The organism is Methylobacterium sp. FW102-HT35C08 (genome assembly GCF_058790235.1).
In genome coordinates this window covers 4,119,379-4,142,719 of sequence record NZ_JBYTCL010000002.1, presented here as the reverse complement: position 1 = coordinate 4,142,719, position 23,341 = coordinate 4,119,379, and the positions used below count along the sequence as shown (strand labels likewise).

The window sequence follows — 23,341 nt, the reverse complement described above, 5'->3', positions numbered from 1 at the left end:
TCGCGCCGACTCGATTGCGTCGCGTCCCTCGCAAAGACGCCGGCACCGCGATCCGTGGATCAGATCGAGGCGATGGGCTGGTGCTTGCCGTCATGGGCGGCGCCCGAGGCCATGCTCTGGGTCTCGCCGGCCTGCTGCTGGTCGCGCCGCGGAGGCGGATAATCCGTCAGCGGACGCCAAGGCGCCGCCGGGGCGCCGAGGCGAATGCTGCCCGGCTTGAGATACAGCCAGACGGCGAAGGCCATCCACGGAACGACGAAGAGGACGAAGGCGGCGAGCCCCACGGCATTCCTCCGGGCAGTGATGCGGTTCGGTGAGAACGCGGCACCGGCCGATCGGGATCCCGGGCTCCTCCGGCTATGGAGACGGGCGCTGTCCGGCCGCCTGCTCGGGCGCTGCACGGCCGGCCGGGAGGACGAGGTCGCCCAGAGCCATCTGCACCGCAGCCAGGCCTTCCAGCCCGTGCATTAGGGCGATCTCGCCGCGCTGCTCGTGGCGGATGCCCTGCGCCATGATCCGCAGGCGGAGGTCATTCGCCTGGCGCATCGCGTCGTCGGCCATGGCGATCGCGCCGGCATGGTGGAACGTCATGAGCGCCACGAACCGCGCGTCGAAGGCCGGGCCGTCCAGGCCGCGGAGCGCCTCGATCTGGCCGGGATCCAGCATGCCCGGCATGGAATCCCGCTCGGCCGGCGCGCAGATCTGCGACGCGTCGCCGAACCAGCTGCGCCACCATTGGTCGAAGACCGTGTTCTCGCCGGTCTGCGCGGCCGCGATCAGGCGGGCGAGCGACCGGAGATGACTGTCCTGGGCGCGCTCGGCCCCGAGCTTCGCGAGCGCGATCCCCTGCGCGTGGTGGGCCATCATGCGCCGCATGTAGCCCTGGTCGTAAGCCGGATCGTGCCCGGTCCAGGGGATCTCGCGGCCCTGCCAGCCGAGGAGCGCCAGCGTACCGAGGGCGAACACGCCGAGGATGGCCCCGCCGCTCCAGACGGCCGCGAACCGGCCGTGCGCCGAGGGGCGCCGCCCCGCCACCGCGTCCCGCAGATACGGGAACAGCGGATAGAGCGAGGCCGAGGTGAGGTGGACCAGGAAGCCGATCCAGTAGGGCTGCTCCAGCGGGAAGATCGGCTGCCAGAACGGCAGGAGCGGCACCAGGAAGAGCCATTCCGACGCGGAGGTGAAGAGGGCCCAGACCGGCGCGATCAGCAGGATCGTCCAGGGCCGCAGGCCGGCGGTCCAGCGCCCGAACAGGCCGAAGAACACCAAGGCCCAGGAGAAGTCCGCCCATTGGTGGAACAGGATGCCGGTGAGGATCACCGGCCAGGACGGCTCGACCTGGAGGGCCGCGTCGCGCATCGGGATCGCCGCGACCACCATCCAGTCGACCACGGCGTCGCGCCCGATGCGGGTGGCGGTAAACTGGCTGACCAGGGTCGAGAACGTGCTGCTGAACAGGCCGAGCAGGGCCGCGGCGCGCCAGTTGATCCCGGCCTCGCTCGACCAGAGACGCCTCACGATGCCGCTCACGCTTGGGCCCCCGTCCCCGACCGGGTCTGCCATAGGGGGCCGGCTCGGCGCGGGCGACAGCCTATGTTGGAGATTGCCGCGACGTGCGCCTGGAGCCGGGCCCCGGCGGGACCTACACTGCCGCCGCTCGGCCCGATGCCGGCACGCAGCACGCAGCACGCAGCCTGCAGGGAGCACGCGATGGCAGATCTTTCCGGAAAGACCGTCCTGGTCACGGCCGCGGCGCAGGGGATCGGGCGCGCCAGCGCGCTCGCCTTCGCGCGGGCCGGCGCGCGGGTCCACGCCACCGACATCAACGCGGACGCGCTCGCCGCCCTGCAGGCCGACGGCCTTCAGACCGCGATCCTCGACGTGCTCGACGCAGGCGCCGTCACCGCCCTGGTCGAGCGGATCGGCGCGGTCGATGTCCTGTTCAACTGCGCCGGAATCGTCCATGCCGGCAGCATCCTGGAGATGCCCGACGCCGACCTCGACTTCGCCATCGACCTCAACGTCAAGGCGATGATCCGCACGATTTGCGCCGTGCTGCCGGGCATGCTGGAGCGCCGCGACGGCGCCATCGTCAACATGGCCTCGGTCGCGTCCTCGGTGAAGGGCGTCCCGAACCGCTTCGCCTACGGGCTGACCAAGGCGGCGGTGGTCGGCCTGACCAAGTCCGTCGCCGCCGATTACGTCGGCCACAACATCCGCTGCAACGCGATCTGCCCCGGCACGGTGGAGAGCCCGTCGCTGCAGGAGCGGATCCGCCAGCAGGGCGATTACGAGCAGACCCGCGCGGCCTTCGTCGCCCGCCAGCCGATCGGGCGGCTCGGCACGCCGGAGGAGATCGCCGATCTCGCCGTCTATCTCGCGGGCGCGACCTACACGACCGGGCAGGCGGTCGTCATCGACGGCGGCTGGACGATCTGATCCGACGGCAAGCGTCTCAGAACAAGCGTCTCAGAACAAGCGTCTCAGAACAAGCGTCTCAGAACCGGGCCACCAGCGCGACGCCGCCGATCATCAGGGCGCCGCCCAGGATCCGCCAGAGGCCCGCTTCGTGGACCTTGAAGCCGACCAGTCCGAAATGGTCGAGCAGGATCGAGGTGACCACCCCTGCGGTGACGATCAGCCCGAGGAAGGTGGCGGCGCCGATCCGTTTGGAGATGTAGAGCTGCGCCATCGTCAGGCCCGCGCTCATCAGGCCGCCGAGCCACGCCCACCAGGGCACCTGCGCGAGGCGGTCCATCCCCGGCACGCCGTACTGCCCCGTCACCAGCATGGCTGCCCCGATGGTGAGGATGCTGACGACGAGGCTGACCACGCCGGCCAGGAGCGGCCGCGCCAGGGACTTGGCGAGGCCCGCGTTCTGGCCCGGTTCGATCGCGGTGGCGATGCCCGCCAGCAGGGCGAAGCCGTAGAGGAAGATCATGCTGGGATCCTGAAGGAAGCGGAGCGTCGGAGGGTCGGGCGGCGGGTCAGAACACCGCCACGAGGGCGACGCCCGCGACCATCAGGACGCCGCCCAGAATGCGCCAGCGGCTGGCGCAATGGCGCTCGAAGCCGATGAGGCCGTAATGGTCCAAGGCGATCGAGCCGATCACACCCGCCGTGATGACGCAGCCCAGGAACGGCGCGGCGCCGACCTGCTCCGAGATGTAGAGTTGCGCGAGCACGACCGCGGCCCCGAGGATGCCGCCGGGCCAGGCCCACCACGGAACGCGCGTGGCCGCGTCGGTCGGGCTCTGGCCGCGGAGCCGGACGACGATGATGACGCCGAGGAAGCAGACGATCGCCAGGGCGAAGCAGAAGACCCCCGCCAGCATCGGCTGCCCCGTGACCTTCGCCAGCGTGGCGTTCTGGCCGGGCTCGATGGCGTTGGCGACGCCCGCCAGAAGGGCGAAGCCGTAGAGATACCACATGGGCTGTCCGGGATGTCTCGAGGGAGGGCGCCCGGCGCGCCGGGCGGGCAAGCGGGCGTTGGCCTGCTGGGAAACCCTGGAGCGCGCCGGGCGACTCCATCCCCTCGCCGGCATGACCCAGAGACAGATCGCCTCAGGCGACGGGTTGCTGGAATGCGGGCCGCTCATGACGGCGGACCCGGGGAAAGTTTCCGCCTCTCGGGTGGTTTGCGTACGATAGCCCGAGTGGATGATGGACGCCCGCAGCCCGACGACCACGCCGAAATCGCAGGATCGTCAGGCCGAACTGACCTTGCGTGGCATCGCGCTCGGCGCGGGCATCACGGTCATCTTCATGGCCGCCAACCTCTATATGGGCCTGAAGACCGGGATGACGTTCTCGTCCTCCATCCCGGCCGCGATGATCTCGATGGGTGCGTTCCGGCTGATGGGCGGCGCCGGCATCCTCGAGAACAACATCGTGCAGACGCAGGCCTCGGCCGCCGGCACCTTGTGCAACGTCATCCTCGCCCTGCCCGGGCTCGTGCTGATCGGACACTGGCACGGCTTCCCGTTCTGGCAGACCACGGCCGTGTGCATGCTGGGCGGCCTCCTCGGCGTCGCCTTCTCGATCCCGCTCCGCCGGGCCCTCGTCTCGGGCAGCGACCTTCCCTATCCCGAGGGCATCGCCGCCGCGGAGGTGCTGCGCACCGGTCAGGAGGAGGAGGGCGGCCACGGCCTGCGCGACCTGCTCGGGGCCGCCGCGGCCGCCGGGACGATCGGGCTCGCCACCACCGGGCTGAAAATCCTGGGCGACGGGTGGAACGGCGCGATCAGCCTCGGGGGGGCGGTGTTCCGCACCGGAACCGGCTTTTCGCTGGCGCTGGTCGGGGTCGGCTACCTCGTGGGCATCGGCGCCTGCCTGGCGCTGCTGACCGGCGTCGTGATCGCCTGGGGCATCGCGGTGCCGGTGCTGACCGCCCTGTCGGCCGATCCCGCCAAGTCCGCCGGGGAGGCCGCCGAGGCGGTCTGGTCTGGCCAGGTGCGCCTGATGGGCGCCGGCATCATTGCGGTGGGTGGGCTGTGGACCGTGGGGTCGCTGGCGCGCCCGATCCTGGCGAGCATCCGCTCGGCCCTGTCGGGCAGCGGCGGCCTCGGCAAGGATCATCCGCGCGAGGAGCGCGACCTGCCGATCACCTGGGTCGCCGCCGCGACGCTGGGCCTGTGCGTGCCGCTCGCGATCCTGTTCGGCTCTTTCGCCGCGCCCGCCGATCTCGGCAGCCTGATGATCGTGCTGGCGGTCGCCGCGACCCTGTTCACCGTCCTGTTCGGCTTCCTGATGGCGGCGGCCTGCGGCTACCTCGCGGGGCTGCTCGGCTCCTCGTCGAGCCCGATCTCGGGGATCGGCATCCTGACCACGATGGCCACCGCGCTGCTCCTGCCCTTCATCCTCGGGCATTCCGGCGGGCCGGAGGGCGACCGCTTCGTCACCGGAATGGCGCTGCTGCTGACGTCGGTCATCATCACCACCTCCTCGATCGCCAACGACAACCTGCAGGACCTGAAGACCGGGCAGGTGCTGGGCGCCACGCCCTGGCACCAGCAGGTCGCGCTGATCATCGGCGTCGGCGTCGGCGCCGTGGTGATCGCGCCGCTGCTGTCGCTGCTCTACGAGGCCTACGGCTTTGTTGGCGCCCCCGCGCATGACGGACAGGATGCGGGCAGTGCCATGGCGGCGCCTCAGGCCGCCCTGATGACCCAGATCGCGAACGGCATCACGCACAGCGAGCTGCCCTGGCGCATGGTGCTGATCGGCGCCGGGCTCGGCGTGGTCCTGGTCGCCGCGGAGACGTGGCTGAAGCGGCGAAACCTCACCTTTCCGGCCCTGACGGTCGGGATCGGCATGTACCTGCCGCTCTCGGTGGAGATGACGATCGCCATCGGCGGCATCCTCGGCTGGGTCGCCGAGCGTCGGCTGCGTGCCCGGGTCGGCGGCAAAGGCGACAAGAAGGCCGACAAGAAGGCCGACAAGGCGGTAGGAGCCGCCCGCCGCCGCGGCGTGCTCCTCGCCTCCGGGTTCCTCGTCGGGGAGAGCTGCGTCGGCGTGCTGCTCGCCGGCACGGATCTCTTGGCGGGGCACAGCTCGGCGATCGCGATCGCCGGCAAGGGCTTCGCGCCCTACGCCACCGGGCTCGGCCTCGCGGTCTTCCTGGCGGGTCTGGCCGTCTACCTACGGATGGTATCCGCCGCCGAGCCGTCAACCGGTGAGCGGAGGGCCTCCTGATGCCGACCGCCGTCGTCCAGGCCTGAACTGGTCGCGGGGCCTCGACCCCGAAACGGGAGTTGGAGATGGCAGCGGCTGAACCCCGGGAGCGCGTCTTCCCGCTGAGCGCCGGGATCCTGTTCGGGCTCGGTCTCGGCGGCTTCTTCGACGGGATCGTGCTGCACCAAGTCCTGCAATGGCACCACATGCTGAGCAGCTGGTACCCGATCGACACGATCCCGAATCTCGAGCTGAACACCCGCTGGGACGGCATCTTCCACAGCGCAACCTACGTCTTCGTGGTCCTCGGACTGTTCATCCTCTGGCGCGCCGCGCACCGCACGCACCTCTACTGGTCCAGCAAGCTGCTCGCCGGGTCGCTCCTGATCGGCTGGGGCCTGTTCAATCTCGTCGAGGGCGTGATCGACCACGAGATCCTCGGCGTGCATCACGTCAACGAGCTGACGCCGCGGGAGCAGTGGCTCTACTGGGATCTCGGATTCCTGCTCTGGGGCGGCGCCATGCTGGCCGCGGGCCTCGGCCTCGTGCAGGTCGGCCGGGCGGAGGAGGCCTCGGCGGCGCGGGCCGCCGCATGAGGGCCGCTGGTTCGGGCCTCCGGCCGGTCCTTCCCTGGCTCGTCCTGACGGCCGGCCTGATCCTCGCCACCCTGCCGGCGTGGCGGCCCCTGATCTTCGGGACCGTGCTGACCCTCGACGACCTGCTCAGCCTGCGCTGCCTGCCCCGCTGAACGACGGGGAGCCGCGGATCAGGGCTGGTCCGCCGCCTCGCTGAGCAAGGTCCGGATGAAGCGGCGGGTGCGCGGATCGCCCGGGCGTCCGAACAGGTCGGCGGCCGGTCCCTGCTCGACGATCGTGCCGCCTTCGAGGAACACCACCCGGTCGGCGACCCGCCGCGCGAGGCGCAGGTCATGGGTCGCCATCAGCATGGTCATGCCTTCGCCCGCGAGGCTGGCCAGCACGTCGACCACCTCGGCGGCGAGTTCCGGATCCAGCGCCGAGGTCGGCTCGTCGCAGAGCAGCAGGCGCGGGGAGGGGGCCAGCGCCCGGGCAATCGCCACCCGCTGCTGCTGGCCGCCCGACAGGCTGGCGGGCCAGTCCGAGGCCTTTTGGGCGAGGCCGACACGCTCCAGCAGTTCCAGAGCGCGCGCCCGCGCCCTGGCCTGCGGCCACCGGGCGACGGTGACGAGCCCCTCCGTGACGTTCTCCAGCACGGTGCGGTGGGGGAAGAGCTGGAAGTTCTGGAACACCATGCCGGTCTGCCGGCGCACGGCGAGCACCGCGCGCCGCGCCGGCGGGCTGTCCGGCCGGAAGGTGAGGCGGAGATCGCCGAGGGTGAGCGTCCCCGCCTGCGGGATTTCCAGCAGGTTGACGCAGCGCAGGAGCGTCGACTTGCCCGAGCCCGACGGGCCGATCAGCGCCGTGACCCGCCCCTCGGGGATGGCGAGGTCGACGTCGTGCAGGACCGTGGTGGCGCCGAAGCGTTTCTCGATGGCCGACAGGGCGATCACGCGCGCGCCTCCAGGTAGCCGCCGTAGCGGCCGAGGCGCCGCTCCAGGAGCGTCTGGAGCCACGACAGCAGCGAGGACAGGACCAGGTAGATCAGGGCGGCCTCGCTATAGAGGATCAGCGGCTCGTAGGTGACGGCGACGATGCGCTGCGCCGCCTGGAACAGCTCCGGCACCGTGATGGCGGCGGCAAGCGAGGTGTCTTTCACGAGGGCGATGAAGGAATTGCCGAGCGGCGGCACCGCCACCCGCGCGGCTTGCGGCAGGATCGTGCGGCGCAGGGTCTGGCTCGGCGTCATGCCGATCGCGTAGGACGCCTCCCACTGGCCGCGCGGGAGGGACGCGATCGCGGCCCGAATGATCTCCGACGTGTAGGCGCCGACATTGAGCGTGAAGCCGATCACCGCGGCCGGGAAGGCGTCGATCAGGATCCCGGCGCTCGGCAGGCCGTAGAAGATCACGAAGAGCTGCACGAGGAGCGGGGTGCCCCGGAAGATCCACACGTAGAGCCATGCCAGCGCCGCAAGCGGTCGGGGCGCGAACAGGCGCACGAGGGCGGTCCCGAGGCCGAGCCCCAGGCCCAGGACGAAGGCGATGAGCGTCAGCGGAACGGTGAAGCGCAGGCCGGCCGCGAGCAGCGGCCCGAGCGACTGGAGCATGAGGTCGAGCCAGTGCGGCACGGGGTAGCGTTTCCTTCCGGGCGGAAAGTTACGGGCTATACAGGTTTGGCACCGAGACGCGCGCTTCTTCGCGCAGGATGCGGTGCGAAACGCGTCTCCCGTGCGGGAGAGGGCCAGCTTTCGGGTGATGGACCCGCTCCGTCATCACGAGCGAAGCGACGTGACCCAGGGCAGCGCGACCGCGATGAAGGTGGCGCCGACTGGATCGCTTCGCTCCGCTCGCAAGGACGGTGAGGACGCGGCGGCCCATCACGGTAAGTATGGCGGTACGGGTCTCTCCGCAGCGAACCCGGCCTGACCGACCGCCGGGAGCGCATCGCGCTCCGGTATCGGCGGCTTGCTCGGATCTGGGGGCTCTCAGGCAAGCAGGTCCCGCTGCGGCCCCGGCCTATTTCGAGACGTCCGCGTTGAAATACTTCTGCGCGATCGCCGCGTAGCTGCCGTCGGCCTTGATCGCCTCCAGCGCCTTGTCGATCGCGGCCTTCAGCGCGGGATTGTTCTTGCGCAGGATGATCCCGGACGCGTCCGCGTCCTGCTGCTCGGCGGCGATCTTCACCGGCGCGTTCGGCTTCTGCTTGTGGAAGTCGAGGAACGACAGGCTGTCGTTGACGGTCGCGTCGGCGCGCCCGGTGATGACCAGCTGGACCGACTGGTCGAACCCGTCCGTGCCCACGAGCTCGGCCCCGGACTGCTCGGCGAGGCGCGCGAAGTTGCTGGTCAGACTCTGCGCGGCCTTCTTGCCCTTCAGGTCGGCGAAAGACTTGATGTCCGCCCGGTCGGCGCGGGTGATCAGCACGGCGCGCGCCCGGATATAGGGCTCGGAGAAGTCGAACTTCGCCTGCCGCTCCTTGGTGATGCCGACCTGATTGATCACCACGTCGTAGCGCTTGCCGTCGAGCCCGGCGATCAGGCCGTCCCACTTGCCCTCGAGGAATTGCGGCGTGACGCCGAGCTGCTCGGCGACCTTGCGGCCGATCTCCACGTCGAAGCCGACGAGGGCCCCGGAGGCGTCGTGGAACGTGAAGGGCGCGTAGGTCCCCTCGGTACCGATCCGCAGGGTCTTGGCGGCGCGGATCGCGTCGAGATCGTCGGCCCGAGCGGGTGTGCCCAGGAGAACCGCCGAGACCGCCAGCATCGCGGCCACGCCCGTCGAGAAAAGTCGCATTCCTAATTGCTCCTGCTCGATAACAATGTTCTCTCGCCGTCGCTGAAGTCGATCCCGGCTCCGCACGTGCATCGCAGCAATGAATTGAGTCGGGTGGCGCTGGCAAGAGACCGGATCGACGGAGGTGGATTTCTGTCCCGTCGTGACGCTCTACTCCGCGCCCCGCGTTCTTTATCAACCGCTACCCGGAACCCGTCAGACGACCGGCCTCCGACGGGCGAGCTGCACTGTCCCCGCCGATCGGGCCGCGGCACGACTGCGCGCGGCGGGTTCGTGGTAGACGGGACGGATCCCGATCCCCGACCGAGTCCGGCGCCGGGGCGCGGCCCGACCGACGGAAGGATCGCCCATGACCTCGCCCACCCAGACCTACCGGGGCGTCTTCCCGGTCGCCCCCACGGTGTTCGACGCCTCCGGCGCCCTCGATCTCGACGGTCAGCGCCGGGCGATCGACTTCATGATCGCGGCCGGCAGCGAAGGTCTGTGCATCCTCGCCAACTTCTCGGAGCAGTTCGTCCTCACCGACGACGAGCGCGAGACCGTGATGCACGCCGTGCTGGAGCACGTCGCCGGGCGCGTGCCGGTGATCGTGACGACGACCCACTTCGCCACGCAGGTCTGCGCCGAGCGCGCGCGCCGGGCGCAGGCCGCCGGAGCCGCGATGGTGATGATCATGCCGCCCTATCACGGCGCCACGATCCGGGTGCCGGAACTCGGCGTCTACGAGTTCTTCCGCGCGGTGTCGGACGCGATCTCCATCCCGATCATGATCCAGGACGCGCCGGTGGCGGGCACGCCGCTCTCGGCGGCGTTCCTCGCGCGTATGGCCCGGGAGATCGAAAACGTCGCGTATTTCAAGATCGAGACCGCGGGCGCCGCGGCCAAGCTCCGCGAGCTGATCGCGCTGGGCGGCGACGCGGTGGTCGGCCCCTGGGACGGCGAGGAGGCGATCACCCTGATGGCCGACCTCGATGCCGGCGCCACGGGGGCGATGACCGGCGGCGGCTATCCGGACGGGATCCGGCAGATCACCGACGCCTACGCGGCCGGCCGGCGGGAGGCGGCCATGGACGCCTACGCACGCTGGCTGCCGCTGATCAATTACGAGAACCGGCAATGTGGCCTTCTGGCCTGCAAGGCGCTGATGAAGGAGGGCGGCGTGATCGCCCACGAGACCGCGCGGCTGCCGATCCAGCCGCTGCACCCCGACACACGCGCCGGCCTGATCGAGCTCGCCCGCCGGAACGACGCGCTGGTGCTGCGCTGGGGGCGCTGAGGCGGGTGCTGCCTCAGCCCACCCGTCCGAGCACCGACGACAGGCGCGCCACCGCCTCCCGCGCCAGGGCCGGGCTGATGGCGAAGCAGATCCGCACCAGGCCTTCGCCCTCCGGCCCGAAGGCGGTGCCGGGCGCGACCCCGACCTTCGCTTCGCGCAGCAGGCGGAGCGCCAGGTCGAGGCTCGGCTCGTCGCCGCCCATCCGGGCCATCAGGTAGAACGCCCCGTCCGGCGGCGCGACGGTGACGCCCGGCAGCCGGGACAGCCCATCCACCAAGATCGACCGCGCCTCGGCGCAGCGATCGACCATGGTGCGGATGAAGCCGTCGCCCTCCTCGAGGGCCGCGATGCAGGCGTGCTGCACGAAGGTCGAGATCGAGGTCGTGCTGTACTGCCCGAGCTTCGCGAAGGTGGGCGCCAGACCGCGGGGGTAGATCACCCAGCCGGCACGCCAGCCGGTCATCGCCCAGTTCTTGGAGAAGGTGTTGGTCACGATCAGCCGGTCGTCCTCCGTGCAGATCTGCAGGAAGGACGGCGCGATGCGGTTGCCGTAGGTGAAGTGCGCGTAGACCTCGTCCGAGAGGATCCACAGGCCGCGGTCGCGGGCGAGGTCGCGCAACGCCGTCATCTCCGAGAGCGGCATGGTCCAGCCGGTCGGGTTCGAGGGCGAGTTGATCATGATCACGCGGGTGCGGGGCGTCAGCGCCGCCTCGATATCGGCGAGCGGCAGGGCGAAGCGCCCGTCGGGCAGCCTCCGATACGGGACCGTCACGGGCACGCCCCCGGCGATGCGCACCGCCTCGCGCAGGTTCGGCCACGCCGGAGACGGGATGATGATCTCGTCTCCGGGCTCCAGCAGCACCTGGGCGGCCTGCATGATCGCGTTCATGCCGCCGGCCGTCACAGCGAACCGGTCGGGCGGGATCTCCACGCCCCAGTGGCGCGCGTGATAGGCGCCGAGCGCCGCCCGCAGGGCCGGCAGGCCGAGGGACGTGGTGTAGCGAGTATGACCCGCCAGCATGGCCCGATGTGCCGCCTCGACGATGAACGGCGGGGTCGGCAGGTCGCCCTCGCCGATCCAGAGCTTCACGACCTCCGGATCGTCGCGCCCGCGATCCGCCACGAGGCCGATCTGGCTCGTACCGATCCCCTGAACGCGCGCCGACAGGGCGTCCGCCAGATCAGCGGGCGCGGCGGGCGCGGCGGGAGCGAGGGATGCGGCCATGATTCGCGACGGCTCTCCGTGCGCCGGGATGCGCGGCGTCCGCGCACCACAGCAGACCGATGGCGGCCATCGCGCCTGCAAGGATCCCGGCAGAGGGGTGATCGGCCGGACCCTGACGCGTTCGGGCCCATCCGTCCAGGCCCGCGAAGGCGGGACCCGGGGCAATCGCTTCGGAGACTATGTCTCCAAGACCGAGGGCGGCATCATAGGCTGATGCTGGTAGAGATCCGGCCACCAGGCTGGTCGACCACTTCGTCATTCCGAGGCGCCGGAGGCGAGCCCAGAATCTAGAACCGCCGTCGATGCAGAACGAGAACCACCCGAGTGTCTGGATCCCGAGCTCTGCTGCGCGCCCCCGGGATTGTCTGTTGCACGGGTGCTAGTGTGGGGCTGTTCCGCGCGAGCGGGATGCCTGGTCCGGGTGGCCGCCCGGACCAGGCGCGCGGCGCCGGCCGTCCCGGAATAGGGCTGATACGCCCGTCGTCATCCTGGTCGACGCTGCGCTTCCCTTGCCACGCTTGATGAGTTGCCTGGGCCCCTCTGCCAGCCGGCATGACGCCCGCAGACAATCGCAAGCCGCACCAGGATAGCCCCCATGGCCGAGCCCGTCACCCCGCCCACCCCGACCCGCTTCATCGGCTGCGATGTCGGCAAAACCCTCATCGTCGTCTGCGATAGCCGCGACGGCAGCACCCGCACCCTGGCCAACACACCCGAAGCCCTCGCCGGCTTCGCCGCCCGCCTGGACACCACCTGCCTCGTCGTCTGCGAGGCCACCGGTGGCTTCGAGGACGCGCTCCTGGCCGCCCTGCTGGCCGCCGGATGCCCCGCTCACCGCGCCGACGCGCGCAAGGTCAAAGCCTTCATCCGCTCGTTCGGGACCCTGGGCAAAAGCGACAGCCTCGATGCCCGGGCGCTGGCCCGCTACGCACAGGAGCGCCACGCCCGCCTCGCCCGCTGGCAGGCCCCCGACCCGCGACGCGAGCGCCTGCAGACCCTGGTGCTCACCCGCGCCGATCTCATCGCCCAGCGGACCGCCTGCACCAACCGGCTGGCCGCCCCCGGCGCCGAGCCGGTCCGCGCCTGCCTGGACGCCCTGCGCGCCTGTCTGGTCGCCCAGATCCAGGCGCTCGAGGCCGCCATCGCCGAACTCGTGGCCGGCACCACTGATCTGAGGCGCGCCGAGCGCGTCCTGCGCGCCATCCCGGGCATCGGCGCCACAACCGCGGCCGCTCTCATCGCCCTCATGCCCGAACTCGGCCGCATCGACCGCCGCCAAGCCGCAGCCCTGGCCGGCGTCGCCCCCCATCCCAACCAGAGCGGCGCCGCCGACGCCTACCGACGCACCCGCGGCGGACGACCCGAGGTCAAGCGGACCCTGTTCCTGGCCGCCCTCACCGCAAGCCGCTACAATCCCGCCCTCAAGGACGCCTACCAGCGCCTGCGCGCCGCCGGAAAGAAGCCCCTCGTCGCCATCACAGCCCTCATGCGACGCCTCATCGTCATCGCAAACGCACGCCTGCGCGACGCCTACGCACACCCACAAAACTCAGCCGCCAACTGAGTTGATGACGGGGCGGACGCTTCAGCGTCAACGCCCCGTGCCCGGTCAGGCGACCGCGAGAGCGCCGCGGTAGATCGCGATCAGCGAGACCCCGACATGCTCGATATGAGCGCGCAGGAGTTCGGCCGCGGCGTCGACCTTGCGCGCCTCGCACAGGTCCAGGATCTGCGTGTGCTCCAGCTCGGCACCGGCGATGTCTGACGGCGTCGAGAGTTGGATGCGAGTCGGGCGATCGCAATCCTGCAGCAGGCCGGACACGATGGTCAGCGCACGCGGGCGGCCTGCGTGCCGCAGGAGATCGAGGTGGAACCGGCTGTTTAGCTCGCCCCACCTTTGGACCTCGCCGGCTTCGAGCGCGCGGCTGTACTCGCGCGAGAGTGCGTGCAGGTCCTGGATGTCGGCCTTCGTAAGATGAGGCGCGGAGAGTGCCAGGAGTTGCGGCTCAAGCTGGCAGCGCAGTTGGAAGATGTCTTCCAACTCCTCGAGGGACAGCCCCGAGACCACGGCACCACGGTGCGGCATGATCTTGACCAGGTTGCTGGCTTCGAGCTGCAGGAGCGCTTCCCGCACCGGGATGCGGCTGATCCCGAACTCCTCAGCCAGCGCATCCTGACGAAGCTGGACGCCGGGCGGCAGTTCCCCGTTCAGGATCCGCTGCCGGATCGAATCGGCCACGGCGGCCGACACGGTCTTGTGCCGCAATCGGTCGGATGCGGGTCGGGCCGGAACCGCTGGGGACATCAACGCCTCGGAATATGTGTACGCATTTATACAGAATGGTCCGCTGCAATCAAACCCTGTCGGTGACAGAAGGGTCGCTGATCATGACGTCAGGTTGCCGAAAAAGCGGGCTGAGGCGCAGGTGGCACTCTCTAGAGTGCGCGCGGTTGTGCATCCGGACCACGCGTACAGCTGAGGTCGAGGAGCCTGTGCCGGCACCGGGCGGTCGCACACCATTCATCCCCATCGCAAGGCGCATTCCACCGGAAGCGCCCGCCCTGTGCCGAGCGGGCGCGGAAGGGGACGGGAACATATTCCAAGGCCTGCCGCGCGGCCCTCAAGTACATTAGCTTTTCAACAGGCGCGGTTCGGCCGGCGGCTCGGGGCGGCCATGTGGATCCGCCCAGGGGGCCTGGGCGAGCCTCCGCACGAGGTAGCCGATCAGGGCGGTCACCCGGGCCGGGCGCGGGTCGCCCGGTGGCGTGACGAGGTGAAGGGCGATCGGCGGCGGCGACCAGCCGGGTAGGACCCGTTCCAGGCGGCCCGCCTGCAGGTCGTCCCAGATCATGAAATCCGGCTGCAGCGCGAGACCGAGGCCGGCCCGGAGCGCCGGCGCAAGCGCCTCGGCGTTGTTCGCCCGCAGCTGGCCGCCAGGCACGATGACGGCCTCGGCCCCGGCCCCGTCCACGAAGCGCCAGCGATCGGGCGTCGGCAGGTAGGCGTAGCCGAGACAGGCGTGCCGAGCGAGGTCGTCCGGATGCGCGGGGCGGCCCTCCCGGTCGAGATAGGCGGGGGTGGCCACGAGCGACCGCCGGATCGCGCAGAGGCGACGCGCCCGCAGGGACGAGTCCGGCAGGGCCGCGATGCGCAGGCCAATATCGAAGCCGCCGCCCACGAGGTCGACCACCGCGTCGGAGAGGTGCAGGTCCACCGACACGGCCGGATGCTCACCGAGGAAGGCGGGCAGGAGCGGCGCCACGTGCATCACCCCGAAGGTCATAGGCGCGGCGAGGCGCACCAAGCCCCGCGGTTCCGCGGCCCCGGCGGTGGCGAGGGCCTCGGCCGCCTCGCCCTCGGCGAGGATGCGCGCGGCGCTCGCCTTAGCGGCCTGTCCCGCCTCGGTAAGCGCGAGCTTGCGCGAGGTGCGGTTGAACAGCCGCGCCCCAATCCGGGTCTCCAGCCGGCCGACGGCCTTCGAGACGGTGCCCTTCGACAGCCCGAGATCGGCCGCGGCCCGGCCGAAGGAGCCGGTCTCCACCACCTTGGCGAACACCGCCCAGGCCTCGAAATCGGGCAGTCGCATGGTTCAAATCCGGAAACGATAGGTTTCCATCGTTTCTATTTTCGGGCGACCTGGCAAGGGGCACATTGCGGTCATCGGAACAGGCGCCGCGTCCTTCGCGGCGATCCTCAGGGAGACATCGCCATGGTTCAGACCGGCCTCCACCACGTCACGGCCTTCTCCGGCCCGGCCCTGCGCAACCTCGACTTCCACACCCGGATCCTCGGGCTGCGGCTGGTGAAGAAGACTGTCAACTTCGACGATCCGGGCACCTACCACCTGTATTACGGCGACGCGGCCGGCCAGCCCGGCACGATCCTGACCTTCTTCCCGATCGAGCACGCGGCGCCGGGCCGCGTCGGGATCGGCGAGACCCAGGAGACCGCGTTCCGGGTGCCCCGCGCGTCCATCGGCTGGTGGACTCACCGGCTGATCGAGAAGGGCGTCGCCCACGAGCCGCTGGTCCAGGTCTTCGGCGAGCCGACGCTGCGCTTCCGCGATCCCGACGGCATGATGCTGGCCCTGGTCGGCGTCGATGCCGGGGACGAGGCGGCCTGGGCCTCGGCCGAAGTGCCGGCCGAGCACGCGATCCGCGGCTTCCACGGCGTGACGCTCCTCCTCGACAAGGCGGAGCCCACGGCGGCGATCCTCACGGAGGTGCTGGGCCTGCACGAGGTCGGCCGCGAGGGCAACCTGGTCCGCTTCGCGGGCAGCGCCGCGATCGGCAGCCTCGTGACCCTGCGGGCGGTGGGCGGCTTCCTTCCGGGGCGGCCGGGCGCCGGGTCGGTCCACCACATCGCGTTCCGGGCCGCGGACGATGCCGCCCAGGCCGCGATGGGCGAGCAGCTCGCCGCACGGGGGCTCCACGTCACCGAGCAGCGCGACCGCCAGTACTTCCGCTCGATCTACTTCCGCGAGCCCGGCGGCGTGCTGTTCGAGATTGCCACCGACGCGCCCGGCTTCGCAGTCGACGAGCCGGTGGAGGCCCTCGGCCAAGCCCTGAAGCTGCCCGCCGGCCTCGAGCCGCACCGGGCCCAGATCGAGGCCGTGCTGCCCAAGGTCGCCTGACCCCACAGTCCCGCCCCGCAACCCGCGGGGCGGGCGCCCACACTCACCACTAGCGAGGTCGCCATGACCCAGGACACCCTCGGCTTCATCCACCATTTCGAGCCCGGCGCCGATGCCGCGCGGCCGCTCCTTCTCCTCCACGGGACCGGCGGCAACGAGCTGGATCTCCTGCCGCTGGGCCGGATCGTCGCTCCGGGCGCCGCCCTCCTGTCGCCGCGCGGCGCGGTGTCGGAGAACGGCATGCCGCGCTTCTTCCGGCGCCTGGCGGAGGGCGTGTTCGACGAGGCGGATCTACGCCGCCGCACCGCGGATCTCGCGGGCTTCGTGGCGGCGGCGCGGGAGCGCTACGGGATCGGAGCGCCCTTGGCGCTCGGCTTCTCCAACGGCGCCAACATCGCCGCGTCGCTGCTGATGCTGCGGCCGGAGGCGCTGGCCGGCGCCGTGCTCATCCGCCCGATGGTGCCCTTCGCCGAGGCGCCTGCCGCCGACCTCGCCGGCAAGCCGGTCCTGATCCTCTCCGGGGCGATGGACCCAATCGTGCCGGTGGAGAACGCAAGCCGCCTCGCCGACCAGCTCGCCGCCGCGGGCGCGGCGGTCGAGCACCGGATCCTGCCCAGCGGCCACGGACTGTCGCAGGCCGACATCAACCTCGCCATCGACTGGACCCGCGGCCGCGCACTTCCGAGCGCCGCCTGATCTTCGCGTCCCACGCACACAGGACGACATCCGCTATGGACTCCTCGATCTCTCCCCTCCCGCTCGTCGCCGGCGCCTTGCCGGCGACCCTCCTGCCGGTCACCGGCCGCGTCCTGATGAGCGCGCTCTTCCTGGTGAGCGGCGTCGGCAAGCTCGCCGCGCCCGCCGCGACCCTCGCCACCATCCGCGCCGCCGGCCTGCCGCTGCCGGAGGTCTCCTTCGCGGCCGCCGCCCTCGTCGAGGTCGGAGGCGGCCTGCTGCTGATCGCAGGCTACCGCGCCCGGATCGTCGCCCTCGTCCTGGCGGCCTTCGCGGTCGCCACGGCGCTGACCTTCCACAGCGCCCTCGCGGATCAGAACCAGATGTTCCACTTTCTGAAGAACCTCGCGGTGGCGGGGGGCTTGCTGCAGGTCGCGGTGTTCGGGGCCGGCCCGCTCAGCCTCGACGCGCGCCAGGGCCGGGCCTGACCGGTCGCCTTCTCGGAACCGGCCGCCGGTTTTCATCCAGAGTTGAGCGGGGCAGCGGCCTTTCCCGCGCCGGTCGGTGCCCCTAAAGCCTGTCGGAGCCTCGGACCGGGGCCTGACAGCTGACGGAACCGCGGATGCCGACCACCGACGCTCCTCTCGCCCTCGGGATCATCGGCGCGGGGATTATGGGCGAGCGCCTGCTCAATGCCATCCACGGGGCGCCGGACTCGCCCGTCCGGGTCTCGGCGATCTGGGATCCCGCCCCGGACGCCCTCGACCGCATCGCCGCGGCCTTTCCGGCGGTGCCCCGCGTCGCCGATGCCGCTGCGGTCGTCGCGGCGAGCGGCTGCGTCTACGTCGCCTCGCCGCCGGCCTCGCATCTCGGCTACGCCCGTGCGGCCCTCACCGCCGGGCGCAGCGTGTTCTGCGAGAAGCCGCTCGCCATCGATCTCACCGAGGCGCGGGCCTTCGTGGCGGAGGCCGGGACGGCCGGCGGGGTGAACTTCCCGTTCGCCTCGTCGCCGGGCGTGGCGGCGATCGCGCGCTGGATCGAAGCGGGCGCGATCGGGACGCCGCGGCGGCTCGCCATCGCGGTCGAATTCGCCCGCTGGCCGCGGCCCTGGCAGGAGGACGCGGCGCGCTGGCTCGACGCGCGGGACGAGGGCGGCTTCACCCGCGAGGTGGTCTCGCACTTCCTGTTCCTGGCCCGTCGCCTGCTCGGCCCCCTGCAGGACATCCGCGGGCGGGTCGATTTCCCCGAGGCCGGCCGGTCCGAGCGGGCGATCGACGTCACGCTGACGGCGGGCGGCCTTCCGGTCACCCTGACCGGTCGGGTCGGCGCCACCGCCGCGGACGATCACAACACCTGGACCCTGGATGGTGACACGGGCGCCGTGCGGCTGCGCGACTGGGCCATCGCCGAGCGCCGCGGTCCGGACGGGCGCTTCGAGCCGGAATCCGACGCGATCCCCAACGAGCGGCTGCGCCCGATCACCCTCCGACGCCAGATCGAGGGCGTGGTGCGGATGGCGCGCGGTGAGCCCCACCAGCTCGCCACCTTCGCGGAGGCGCTGGCCGTGCAGGAGGCGGTCGAGGCTATCCTGGCGCAGTGAGGGCAGAGGCCCTCGGACCCTGTCCCGGTGATCGCTTCGGCCTCACCGTCCTTGCGAGAGCAGCGAAGCAATCCAGGGGCGCAACTCGTGGATGGCGCGCCGTCCTAGGGTCCGTCCGCCATCCGTGCAATCTCAGTCTGGGCACGAGCACAACGATCACGATGCCAGGGGCAGTGTTTATGCGCCCGGGTGCTCGGAGTGTGGGGCAGACCCCGCAAACTCCGTGCAAGGATCCCAGGCGCGGCTGATCGAGAATTGCGATCGCATGGCCCGATGATTGCGGTTCGCTGCATCTCACAGAGCTGACCTTACAAAGTCGAAGATCGCTCCCGACAAGCTTCGGCGCGGAATGATTGAGAGCTTCTGCGCGCCAACAGTGATGATCTGCGCTGTCGTGCAGCAGGGTGCTTGACGAACTGAGACGATTGTCCTATTGCCATCTCCGGCAACGTTGCTGTGGTTGCAGCTGAAGCACCAGCGACAGTCTATCGAGCATGACAGCCCGGCGGCTCCATGCAGGCCCGGAAGCTGACATCGGTCCGGATCGATCATCGGCGGGCGGATGCAATCGTAAGATTGTAACACGCGGCTCGGCTGCGGCGAACATAGCTGTTGTCAAAAGAAACATCAGTCATTTTACGTCTTTGTAGAAGCCGTTGAATGAGTGCTGCCATTTCCCCTTTCGGGATATCTCGCTTTCGGACAGGGCCCCTGCTGACTGATCGTTTAGCAACGCCTTCTCTGGACGATGTCAAAACAACACAGCTGAAGCAGTCGGCCGATCCGCGATCGACTCTGACGCTATCTCCAGCAAGCAGAGAAGCAATATTCCAAACTGCAAACATACCGCAAAATCCGGGTGACGACCTTCCTCCCAATAATCCAGTCGACAACCCGCCGGAAATCATTCCGAACCCTCCGGACTACCCGAAACCAACTCCAACGCCTCCCTATGATCCCCCGCCGTATGGTCCGGGGTATCCTGGCGAGGAATATTGAATTCAAGTATTGTAAAACTTGGCAGGTACTCTTCGGGGCCCCTGCCCCAATTGGACTAAATCATATGAAATATTGTTGTACAATATTGCCCGTAATTACCTGCAGCATAGGTCTATTGTGCTCAGTTGCGACATCGTATGCGAGCAAAGTGTTTGAATATTCGCACATAAGCATATATAAAAACGATCGATTTGTTTGTCGAGGGCTGAAAATCGGCAACGATATCATAACGGCGGCCCATTGTTTCCGAGGAAGAAAGGGGCTTGGAATCAGATATTTTATTGGCGGACAGGTCAGATTTGCCGAGGTTTCACGAATAGAAGCTTTGTATTCGCACTCGCCCATCATTGACATAGCCATATTCCAGGCGAGCGTTCCTCTCGCGGCCGAAGTCGATGGCGTTATCGCCATCGGGGACGCTGAGTCGATCGAAAAGTTCAACGGAAAGCAGAATTTCTCAATCGAATTAAAGTCATTCGACGCCAACGGAAATGAGGCGCGTTCTCAAGCCGTTGAAATTGTGCCTATGAATTACTTAAAGGGATACGACGATATCGTTCTTCTGTCTCTGGATAAGCAAAGCCGTATCAGTCTTCCTGATCCGAAAAGCGCCGGATCGATGGCGTTTTCGATCAACATGCACGAGAACATGATCGTCGATCCCTCGAATTTGATATGCCAGGGCCAGTCAGGGTCACCGGTCTTTGCACGCAAGAATAATGTAAAGTATCTTATAGGTATTCTAATTCGGGGGAAGCCAAACGGATACTATAATAATGTTCTATGCGGGAAAAGTGCTTATGCTCTCCGGCTTGATGGTGCGGCCGGAGCTTGGATAAGAAGGAATTTGAATCCGACGGATTAGGATTTGGACTCGTTCTGCACCAGAAGGCGACTATCGCAGCCGGGGCGACGGCTGAGGCGCAGTTGCGGGCGAGCGTGTCGTATCCGGTGGCTATGCGGCGGAAGTCCTTGAGATGGTTGAAGGTTGCCTCGATGCGCCAGCGTTCCCGGTAGCGCTGCTTGTCGTGGCGGAGCCTTCTCTTGCGTCCGCGCTTGCATCGGTCAGTGCGCAGCCAGTCGGCGTCGTAGCCCGAGTTGGCGCTCGGGCGGCGGATCCGGCCGGGCGCCTCGGCCAGGACGGCCGGAGCGGCGGTGACATCGCTGGCGTTGCCAGGCGTCAGCAGGAGGACGCCGAGCCGGCCGAGGACTTCGGTGATCGCTTCCGTCCCGCCGTCCTTGCGAGCGGAGCGAAGCAATCCAGTCGGCGCGACGCCGGCTGATGTGGCGCTGCCCTGGGTTGCTTCGCTGCGCTCGCGATGACGGAGCGGGTCCGTCACCCGAGGGCTTCAGCCGGATACCGTCTCAGACCTCGAGGAGGTCGACCAGGAACGGGATCAGCGGCGCGTCGGCGGGCGGCATGGCGAGATCGCGCAGCGCCTTCGGCCGGATCCATTTGAGCGCCTGTCCCTCCATCGGGCGCGGCGTGCCGGTCCAGCGCCGGCAGACGTAGAGCGGCATCAGAAGGTGGAAGTCCGGATAGGCGTGGCTGGCGAAGGTCAGCGGCGCGAGACACGGCTCCTCGACCCGGATGCCGAGTTCCTCGGCGAGCTCCCGGATCAGCGTCTGCTCGGGGCGCTCGCCGGGCTCGACCTTGCCGCCGGGGAACTCCCACAGGCCGGCGAGCTGCTTGCCCGCCGGACGCTCGCTGACGAGCACGCGCCCGTCGACATCGACGAGCGCCACCGCGACGACCAGCAGGAGGCGGAGCGCGGGCTGTCCGGACGCGCTCACGGGGCCACCGCGAAGCTGGCCGAGACCTCGGAGGACATCTGGATCGTGCCGGCCTCGATCGGGACGCGCCGGCCCTTGGCGGGCATGGGCGCCGGGAGGGCGCGACTGGCCATTGGGAACGGCGCTCCGCCCTGGGTCGAGAGGGTGCAGAGCGGGCCGAGCTTGGTGCCGAGCGCCTCGGCGAGCGCCTCGGCCCGGGTCCGGGCGTCGCGCGCCGCCGCGACCTGGAGGGCCGATTCGGCCGTGTCGGGATCGCGCAGCCCGAAGCTCACGGAATCGATCCGGTTCGCACCCGAATCGAGGGCTTGGCGCAGCAGATCCCCGAGGTGGTCCATGTCGGCAAGCCGGACGGTCACGAGATTGCTCGCGCGATACCCGTCGGGCTCCTCGGTGCTGCCGCCGCCCGGGCGGACCACCGCGCGGGTTGCGGCCTGAAGTGTCACCGCGGCCGTCCCGATATCCGCCGGCGGCACGCCGAGCGTGCGGGCCTGCGCGGAGATCCCCGCCACCGCCTTCGAGGCCGCGTCGAGGGCCGCCGCCGCGGTGGCGCCGCGCGCCTCGACCCCGATTGTGATCTCGGCGAAGTCGGGCGCCCGCGTCTCGACGGCGCGTCCGACCACGCTGATGTGGCGCTTGCAGGCCGAATCGTCGGCGTGGACCGGCGCGACCAGCATTGCCGCGAGGAGGGTGCCGGCAAGGGCCGCCCTCACGAGCGGTAATCCCCGTTGATCTCGACATAGGCCTTGGTCAGGTCGCAGGTCCAGACGCGGGCCGCACCTGCGCCGAGGCCGAGATCGACCCGGATACCGATCTCCGGCGCGCGCATCACGGCACTCGCCGCCGCCTCGCTGTACGCGGGATCGCGGGCGCCCTCGACGGCCACGCGCACGTCGCCGAACCAGATCGCCAGCCGGTCCCGGTCGGCGGGCTCGCCGGCCTTGCCGACCGCCATCACCACCCGGCCCCAATTGGCGTCCTCGCCCGCCACCGCGGTCTTCACCAGCGGTGAGTTGGCGATCGCCATCGCGATCCGGTGCGCGGAGGCGTCGCTCTCGGCACCGGTGACCCGCACGGTGACGAACTTGCGCGCGCCCTCGCCATCCTTTGCGACCAGCTGGGCCAGTTCGACCAGCAGGCTCTCCAGCGCCGCGCGGAAGGCTGTGAGGCGCGGGTCTGCGGGATCGGACACGGCCGCGTTTCCGGCCCTGCCGGTGGCGAACAGCATCAGCGTGTCGGAGGTGGAGGTGTCGCCGTCCACCGTCACGCAGTTGAAGCTGGTCTTCGTCCCTGCGGACAGGAGGGCCTGCAGCACGTCCTGCGGCAGGGCGGCGTCGGTGAAGACAAAGGACAGCATCGTCGCCATGTCGGGGGCGATCATGCCGGCGCCCTTGGCGATGCCGTTGATCGTCACGCTGACGCCGTCGATCTCGGCCGTGCGGGTGGCGAGCTTCGGGAATGTGTCGGTGGTCATGATCGCGCGGGCGGCCGCGTCCCAGGCGGCGGGCCCGTCCTCGGCCCGGGCCGCGCACTCCGCCAGCACGCCCTCGAAGCGCTCCGCCGGGAGCGGCTCGCCGATCACGCCGGTGGAGGCGACATAGACTTCGCGCGCGTCGCAGCCCGCCGCCTGCGCGGCGATCGCGACGGTGCGCGCCACCGCCTCGCGGCCGAGCCGGCCGGTGAAGGCGTTGGCGTTGCCGGAATTGACCACCAGCGCCCGCGCCGCGCCGTCGGCGAGCGCCTCCCTGCACCAATCCACAGGGGCCGAGGGGCATTTCGAGCGGGTGAACACGCCGGCTGCCCGGGTCCCGGGCTCGAGGGCGACGTAGAGCACGTCGGTGCGGCCGCTATAACGGATCCCGGCCTGAGCGGTGGCGATTCGCACCCCGGGCACGGGCGGCAGATCGGGGCTCGCGGCGGGCGCCAGCGGGGAGACGGGCGGTGATTTCGCGGACGACATCGGCTCGGGCTCCGGCAGCGCGCGGCGTGAGGGGCCGCGGCCGGCCGGTGTTGCCCACGGGACCGCCGCGCCGTCAACTGCGTGCCCAGTGTCTGGTCACGCTTCGGGCTGCATCGCCTTTGTGCAGCGGCGGCGCCG

The 23,341-nt window shown here is 69.8% G+C and carries 23 protein-coding genes and 1 pseudogene; 10 read left to right on the top strand and 14 right to left on the bottom strand.

Annotation, left to right across the window (positions count from 1 at the left end):
* Window positions 1–59: 59 nt before the first annotated feature.
* Both AC3WSN_RS19695 and AC3WSN_RS19690 read right to left on the bottom strand, forming a co-directional pair.
* On the bottom strand, window positions 60–284 hold the full coding sequence (locus tag AC3WSN_RS19695; RefSeq protein WP_492540202.1) for a hypothetical protein: 225 nt from the start codon (window positions 282–284) through the stop codon (window positions 60–62).
* 73 nt (window positions 285–357) lie between these two features.
* A complete protein-coding gene (locus AC3WSN_RS19690) occupies window positions 358–1,518 on the bottom strand; it encodes a DUF305 domain-containing protein (RefSeq protein WP_492540200.1) in 1,161 nt (386 codons plus the stop codon).
* A 192-nt stretch (window positions 1,519–1,710) separates the two neighbouring features.
* Here AC3WSN_RS19690 and AC3WSN_RS19685 point away from each other — a divergent pair, with 192 nt between their 5' ends.
* A complete protein-coding gene (locus tag AC3WSN_RS19685) occupies window positions 1,711–2,439 on the top strand; it encodes an SDR family oxidoreductase (RefSeq protein WP_492540198.1) in 729 nt (242 codons plus the stop codon).
* Window positions 2,440–2,497: 58 nt separating this feature from the next.
* Here AC3WSN_RS19685 and AC3WSN_RS19680 read toward each other — a convergent pair whose 3' ends face one another.
* Entirely contained in the window at window positions 2,498–2,941 is a 444-nt protein-coding gene (locus AC3WSN_RS19680; RefSeq protein WP_238199867.1) for a DMT family transporter, read from the bottom strand.
* Between the two features lie 46 nt (window positions 2,942–2,987).
* A complete protein-coding gene (locus AC3WSN_RS19675) occupies window positions 2,988–3,431 on the bottom strand; it encodes a DMT family transporter (protein WP_192709809.1) in 444 nt (147 codons plus the stop codon).
* 232 nt (window positions 3,432–3,663) lie between these two features.
* Between AC3WSN_RS19675 and AC3WSN_RS19670 the strand changes: the two genes are divergently transcribed.
* The 3 genes from AC3WSN_RS19670 (at window position 3,664) to AC3WSN_RS19660 (ending at window position 6,421) form a co-directional block, all read left to right on the top strand.
* The gene (locus AC3WSN_RS19670) at window positions 3,664–5,694 is read left to right on the top strand and encodes an OPT family oligopeptide transporter (protein WP_492543179.1); all 2,031 of its coding nucleotides are present in this window, start codon (window positions 3,664–3,666) and stop codon (window positions 5,692–5,694) included.
* 65 nt (window positions 5,695–5,759) lie between these two features.
* Entirely contained in the window at window positions 5,760–6,269 is a 510-nt protein-coding gene (locus AC3WSN_RS19665; protein WP_492540196.1) for a DUF2243 domain-containing protein, read from the top strand.
* Window positions 6,266–6,421: a hypothetical protein gene (locus tag AC3WSN_RS19660; RefSeq protein ID WP_492540194.1), complete on the top strand. Its 156-nt coding sequence runs from the start codon at window positions 6,266–6,268 to the stop codon at window positions 6,419–6,421. Before AC3WSN_RS19665 ends, AC3WSN_RS19660 begins: the two co-directional genes overlap by 4 nt.
* Before the next feature lie 18 nt (window positions 6,422–6,439).
* Here AC3WSN_RS19660 and AC3WSN_RS19655 read toward each other — a convergent pair whose 3' ends face one another.
* The 3 genes from AC3WSN_RS19655 to AC3WSN_RS19645 form a co-directional block, all read right to left on the bottom strand.
* A complete protein-coding gene (locus tag AC3WSN_RS19655) occupies window positions 6,440–7,201 on the bottom strand; it encodes an amino acid ABC transporter ATP-binding protein (RefSeq protein ID WP_492540192.1) in 762 nt (253 codons plus the stop codon).
* Window positions 7,198–7,878: an amino acid ABC transporter permease gene (locus AC3WSN_RS19650; RefSeq protein WP_192709813.1), complete on the bottom strand. Its 681-nt coding sequence runs from the start codon at window positions 7,876–7,878 to the stop codon at window positions 7,198–7,200. Before AC3WSN_RS19650 ends, AC3WSN_RS19655 begins: the two co-directional genes overlap by 4 nt.
* Before the next feature lie 388 nt (window positions 7,879–8,266).
* Entirely contained in the window at window positions 8,267–9,043 is a 777-nt protein-coding gene (locus AC3WSN_RS19645; protein ID WP_492540190.1) for an amino acid ABC transporter substrate-binding protein, read from the bottom strand.
* Window positions 9,044–9,392: 349 nt separating this feature from the next.
* Here AC3WSN_RS19645 and AC3WSN_RS19640 point away from each other — a divergent pair, with 349 nt between their 5' ends.
* Window positions 9,393–10,319: a dihydrodipicolinate synthase family protein gene (locus AC3WSN_RS19640; protein ID WP_492540189.1), complete on the top strand. Its 927-nt coding sequence runs from the start codon at window positions 9,393–9,395 to the stop codon at window positions 10,317–10,319.
* A 13-nt stretch (window positions 10,320–10,332) separates the two neighbouring features.
* On the opposite strand, the gene AC3WSN_RS19635 is transcribed toward AC3WSN_RS19640, so the two are convergent.
* The gene (locus AC3WSN_RS19635; protein WP_492540187.1) at window positions 10,333–11,544 is read right to left on the bottom strand and encodes a pyridoxal phosphate-dependent aminotransferase; all 1,212 of its coding nucleotides are present in this window, start codon (window positions 11,542–11,544) and stop codon (window positions 10,333–10,335) included.
* A 595-nt stretch (window positions 11,545–12,139) separates the two neighbouring features.
* Here AC3WSN_RS19635 and AC3WSN_RS19630 point away from each other — a divergent pair.
* Entirely contained in the window at window positions 12,140–13,108 is a 969-nt protein-coding gene (locus AC3WSN_RS19630; protein WP_492536452.1) for an IS110 family RNA-guided transposase, read from the top strand.
* A 45-nt stretch (window positions 13,109–13,153) separates the two neighbouring features.
* On the opposite strand, the gene AC3WSN_RS19625 is transcribed toward AC3WSN_RS19630, so the two are convergent.
* Both AC3WSN_RS19625 and AC3WSN_RS19620 read right to left on the bottom strand, forming a co-directional pair.
* Window positions 13,154–13,849: a GntR family transcriptional regulator gene (locus AC3WSN_RS19625; RefSeq protein ID WP_492540185.1), complete on the bottom strand. Its 696-nt coding sequence runs from the start codon at window positions 13,847–13,849 to the stop codon at window positions 13,154–13,156.
* 325 nt (window positions 13,850–14,174) lie between these two features.
* Window positions 14,175–15,131, bottom strand: a complete 957-nt coding sequence (locus AC3WSN_RS19620; RefSeq protein ID WP_492540183.1) for a LysR family transcriptional regulator — start codon at window positions 15,129–15,131, stop codon at window positions 14,175–14,177.
* Window positions 15,132–15,254: 123 nt separating this feature from the next.
* Here AC3WSN_RS19620 and AC3WSN_RS19615 point away from each other — a divergent pair, with 123 nt between their 5' ends.
* The 4 genes from AC3WSN_RS19615 to AC3WSN_RS19600 all read left to right on the top strand — a co-directional run bounded on the left by AC3WSN_RS19615 (window position 15,255) and on the right by AC3WSN_RS19600 (window position 18,453).
* A complete protein-coding gene (locus tag AC3WSN_RS19615) occupies window positions 15,255–16,178 on the top strand; it encodes a ring-cleaving dioxygenase (RefSeq protein ID WP_192709819.1) in 924 nt (307 codons plus the stop codon).
* Between the two features lie 63 nt (window positions 16,179–16,241).
* The gene (locus AC3WSN_RS19610; RefSeq protein WP_492540181.1) at window positions 16,242–16,874 is read left to right on the top strand and encodes an alpha/beta hydrolase; all 633 of its coding nucleotides are present in this window, start codon (window positions 16,242–16,244) and stop codon (window positions 16,872–16,874) included.
* Window positions 16,875–16,909: 35 nt separating this feature from the next.
* Window positions 16,910–17,341, top strand: a complete 432-nt coding sequence (locus tag AC3WSN_RS19605) for a DoxX family protein (RefSeq protein WP_492540179.1) — start codon at window positions 16,910–16,912, stop codon at window positions 17,339–17,341.
* 134 nt (window positions 17,342–17,475) lie between these two features.
* Window positions 17,476–18,453 carry a Gfo/Idh/MocA family protein gene (locus AC3WSN_RS19600; RefSeq protein ID WP_492540177.1) on the top strand — a complete coding sequence of 326 codons (978 nt, stop codon included), beginning with the start codon at window positions 17,476–17,478 and terminating at the stop codon, window positions 18,451–18,453.
* Between the two features lie 1,880 nt (window positions 18,454–20,333).
* Here the strand turns inward: AC3WSN_RS19600 and AC3WSN_RS19595 are convergent.
* From AC3WSN_RS19595 to argJ, 4 genes and pseudogenes are all read right to left on the bottom strand, one after another.
* Window positions 20,334–20,675, bottom strand: a pseudogene (locus AC3WSN_RS19595) (transposase); the annotation flags it as partial.
* A gap of 142 nt (window positions 20,676–20,817) precedes the next feature.
* Window positions 20,818–21,246, bottom strand: coding sequence for a (deoxy)nucleoside triphosphate pyrophosphohydrolase (locus AC3WSN_RS19590; RefSeq protein WP_492540175.1), 429 nt, complete (start codon window positions 21,244–21,246; stop codon window positions 20,818–20,820).
* Window positions 21,243–21,956 carry an SIMPL domain-containing protein gene (locus AC3WSN_RS19585; protein ID WP_492540174.1) on the bottom strand — a complete coding sequence of 238 codons (714 nt, stop codon included), beginning with the start codon at window positions 21,954–21,956 and terminating at the stop codon, window positions 21,243–21,245. The genes AC3WSN_RS19590 and AC3WSN_RS19585 overlap by 4 nt, the downstream gene beginning before the upstream one ends.
* On the bottom strand, window positions 21,953–23,203 hold the full coding sequence (gene argJ, locus AC3WSN_RS19580; RefSeq protein ID WP_492540172.1) for a bifunctional glutamate N-acetyltransferase/amino-acid acetyltransferase ArgJ: 1,251 nt from the start codon (window positions 23,201–23,203) through the stop codon (window positions 21,953–21,955). The genes AC3WSN_RS19585 and argJ overlap by 4 nt, the downstream gene beginning before the upstream one ends.
* Between the last annotated feature and the right edge of the window lie 138 nt (window positions 23,204–23,341).

Coding starts and splice junctions, on each gene's coding strand:
- AC3WSN_RS19670 (WP_492543179.1), top strand. CDS start 3,664: ATGGACGCCCGCAGCCCGACGACCACGCCGAAATCGCAGGATCGTCAG.
- argJ (WP_492540172.1), bottom strand. CDS start 23,203: ATGTCGTCCGCGAAATCACCGCCCGTCTCCCCGCTGGCGCCCGCCGCG.
- AC3WSN_RS19615 (WP_192709819.1), top strand. CDS start 15,255: ATGGTTCAGACCGGCCTCCACCACGTCACGGCCTTCTCCGGCCCGGCC.
- AC3WSN_RS19665 (WP_492540196.1), top strand. CDS start 5,760: ATGGCAGCGGCTGAACCCCGGGAGCGCGTCTTCCCGCTGAGCGCCGGG.
- AC3WSN_RS19605 (WP_492540179.1), top strand. CDS start 16,910: ATGGACTCCTCGATCTCTCCCCTCCCGCTCGTCGCCGGCGCCTTGCCG.
- AC3WSN_RS19645 (WP_492540190.1), bottom strand. CDS start 9,043: ATGCGACTTTTCTCGACGGGCGTGGCCGCGATGCTGGCGGTCTCGGCG.
- AC3WSN_RS19685 (WP_492540198.1), top strand. CDS start 1,711: ATGGCAGATCTTTCCGGAAAGACCGTCCTGGTCACGGCCGCGGCGCAG.
- AC3WSN_RS19680 (WP_238199867.1), bottom strand. CDS start 2,941: ATGATCTTCCTCTACGGCTTCGCCCTGCTGGCGGGCATCGCCACCGCG.
- AC3WSN_RS19625 (WP_492540185.1), bottom strand. CDS start 13,849: ATGTCCCCAGCGGTTCCGGCCCGACCCGCATCCGACCGATTGCGGCAC.
- AC3WSN_RS19600 (WP_492540177.1), top strand. CDS start 17,476: ATGCCGACCACCGACGCTCCTCTCGCCCTCGGGATCATCGGCGCGGGG.
- AC3WSN_RS19635 (WP_492540187.1), bottom strand. CDS start 11,544: ATGGCCGCATCCCTCGCTCCCGCCGCGCCCGCCGCGCCCGCTGATCTG.
- AC3WSN_RS19630 (WP_492536452.1), top strand. CDS start 12,140: ATGGCCGAGCCCGTCACCCCGCCCACCCCGACCCGCTTCATCGGCTGC.
- AC3WSN_RS19610 (WP_492540181.1), top strand. CDS start 16,242: ATGACCCAGGACACCCTCGGCTTCATCCACCATTTCGAGCCCGGCGCC.
- AC3WSN_RS19620 (WP_492540183.1), bottom strand. CDS start 15,131: ATGCGACTGCCCGATTTCGAGGCCTGGGCGGTGTTCGCCAAGGTGGTG.
- AC3WSN_RS19675 (WP_192709809.1), bottom strand. CDS start 3,431: ATGTGGTATCTCTACGGCTTCGCCCTTCTGGCGGGCGTCGCCAACGCC.
- AC3WSN_RS19640 (WP_492540189.1), top strand. CDS start 9,393: ATGACCTCGCCCACCCAGACCTACCGGGGCGTCTTCCCGGTCGCCCCC.
- AC3WSN_RS19660 (WP_492540194.1), top strand. CDS start 6,266: ATGAGGGCCGCTGGTTCGGGCCTCCGGCCGGTCCTTCCCTGGCTCGTC.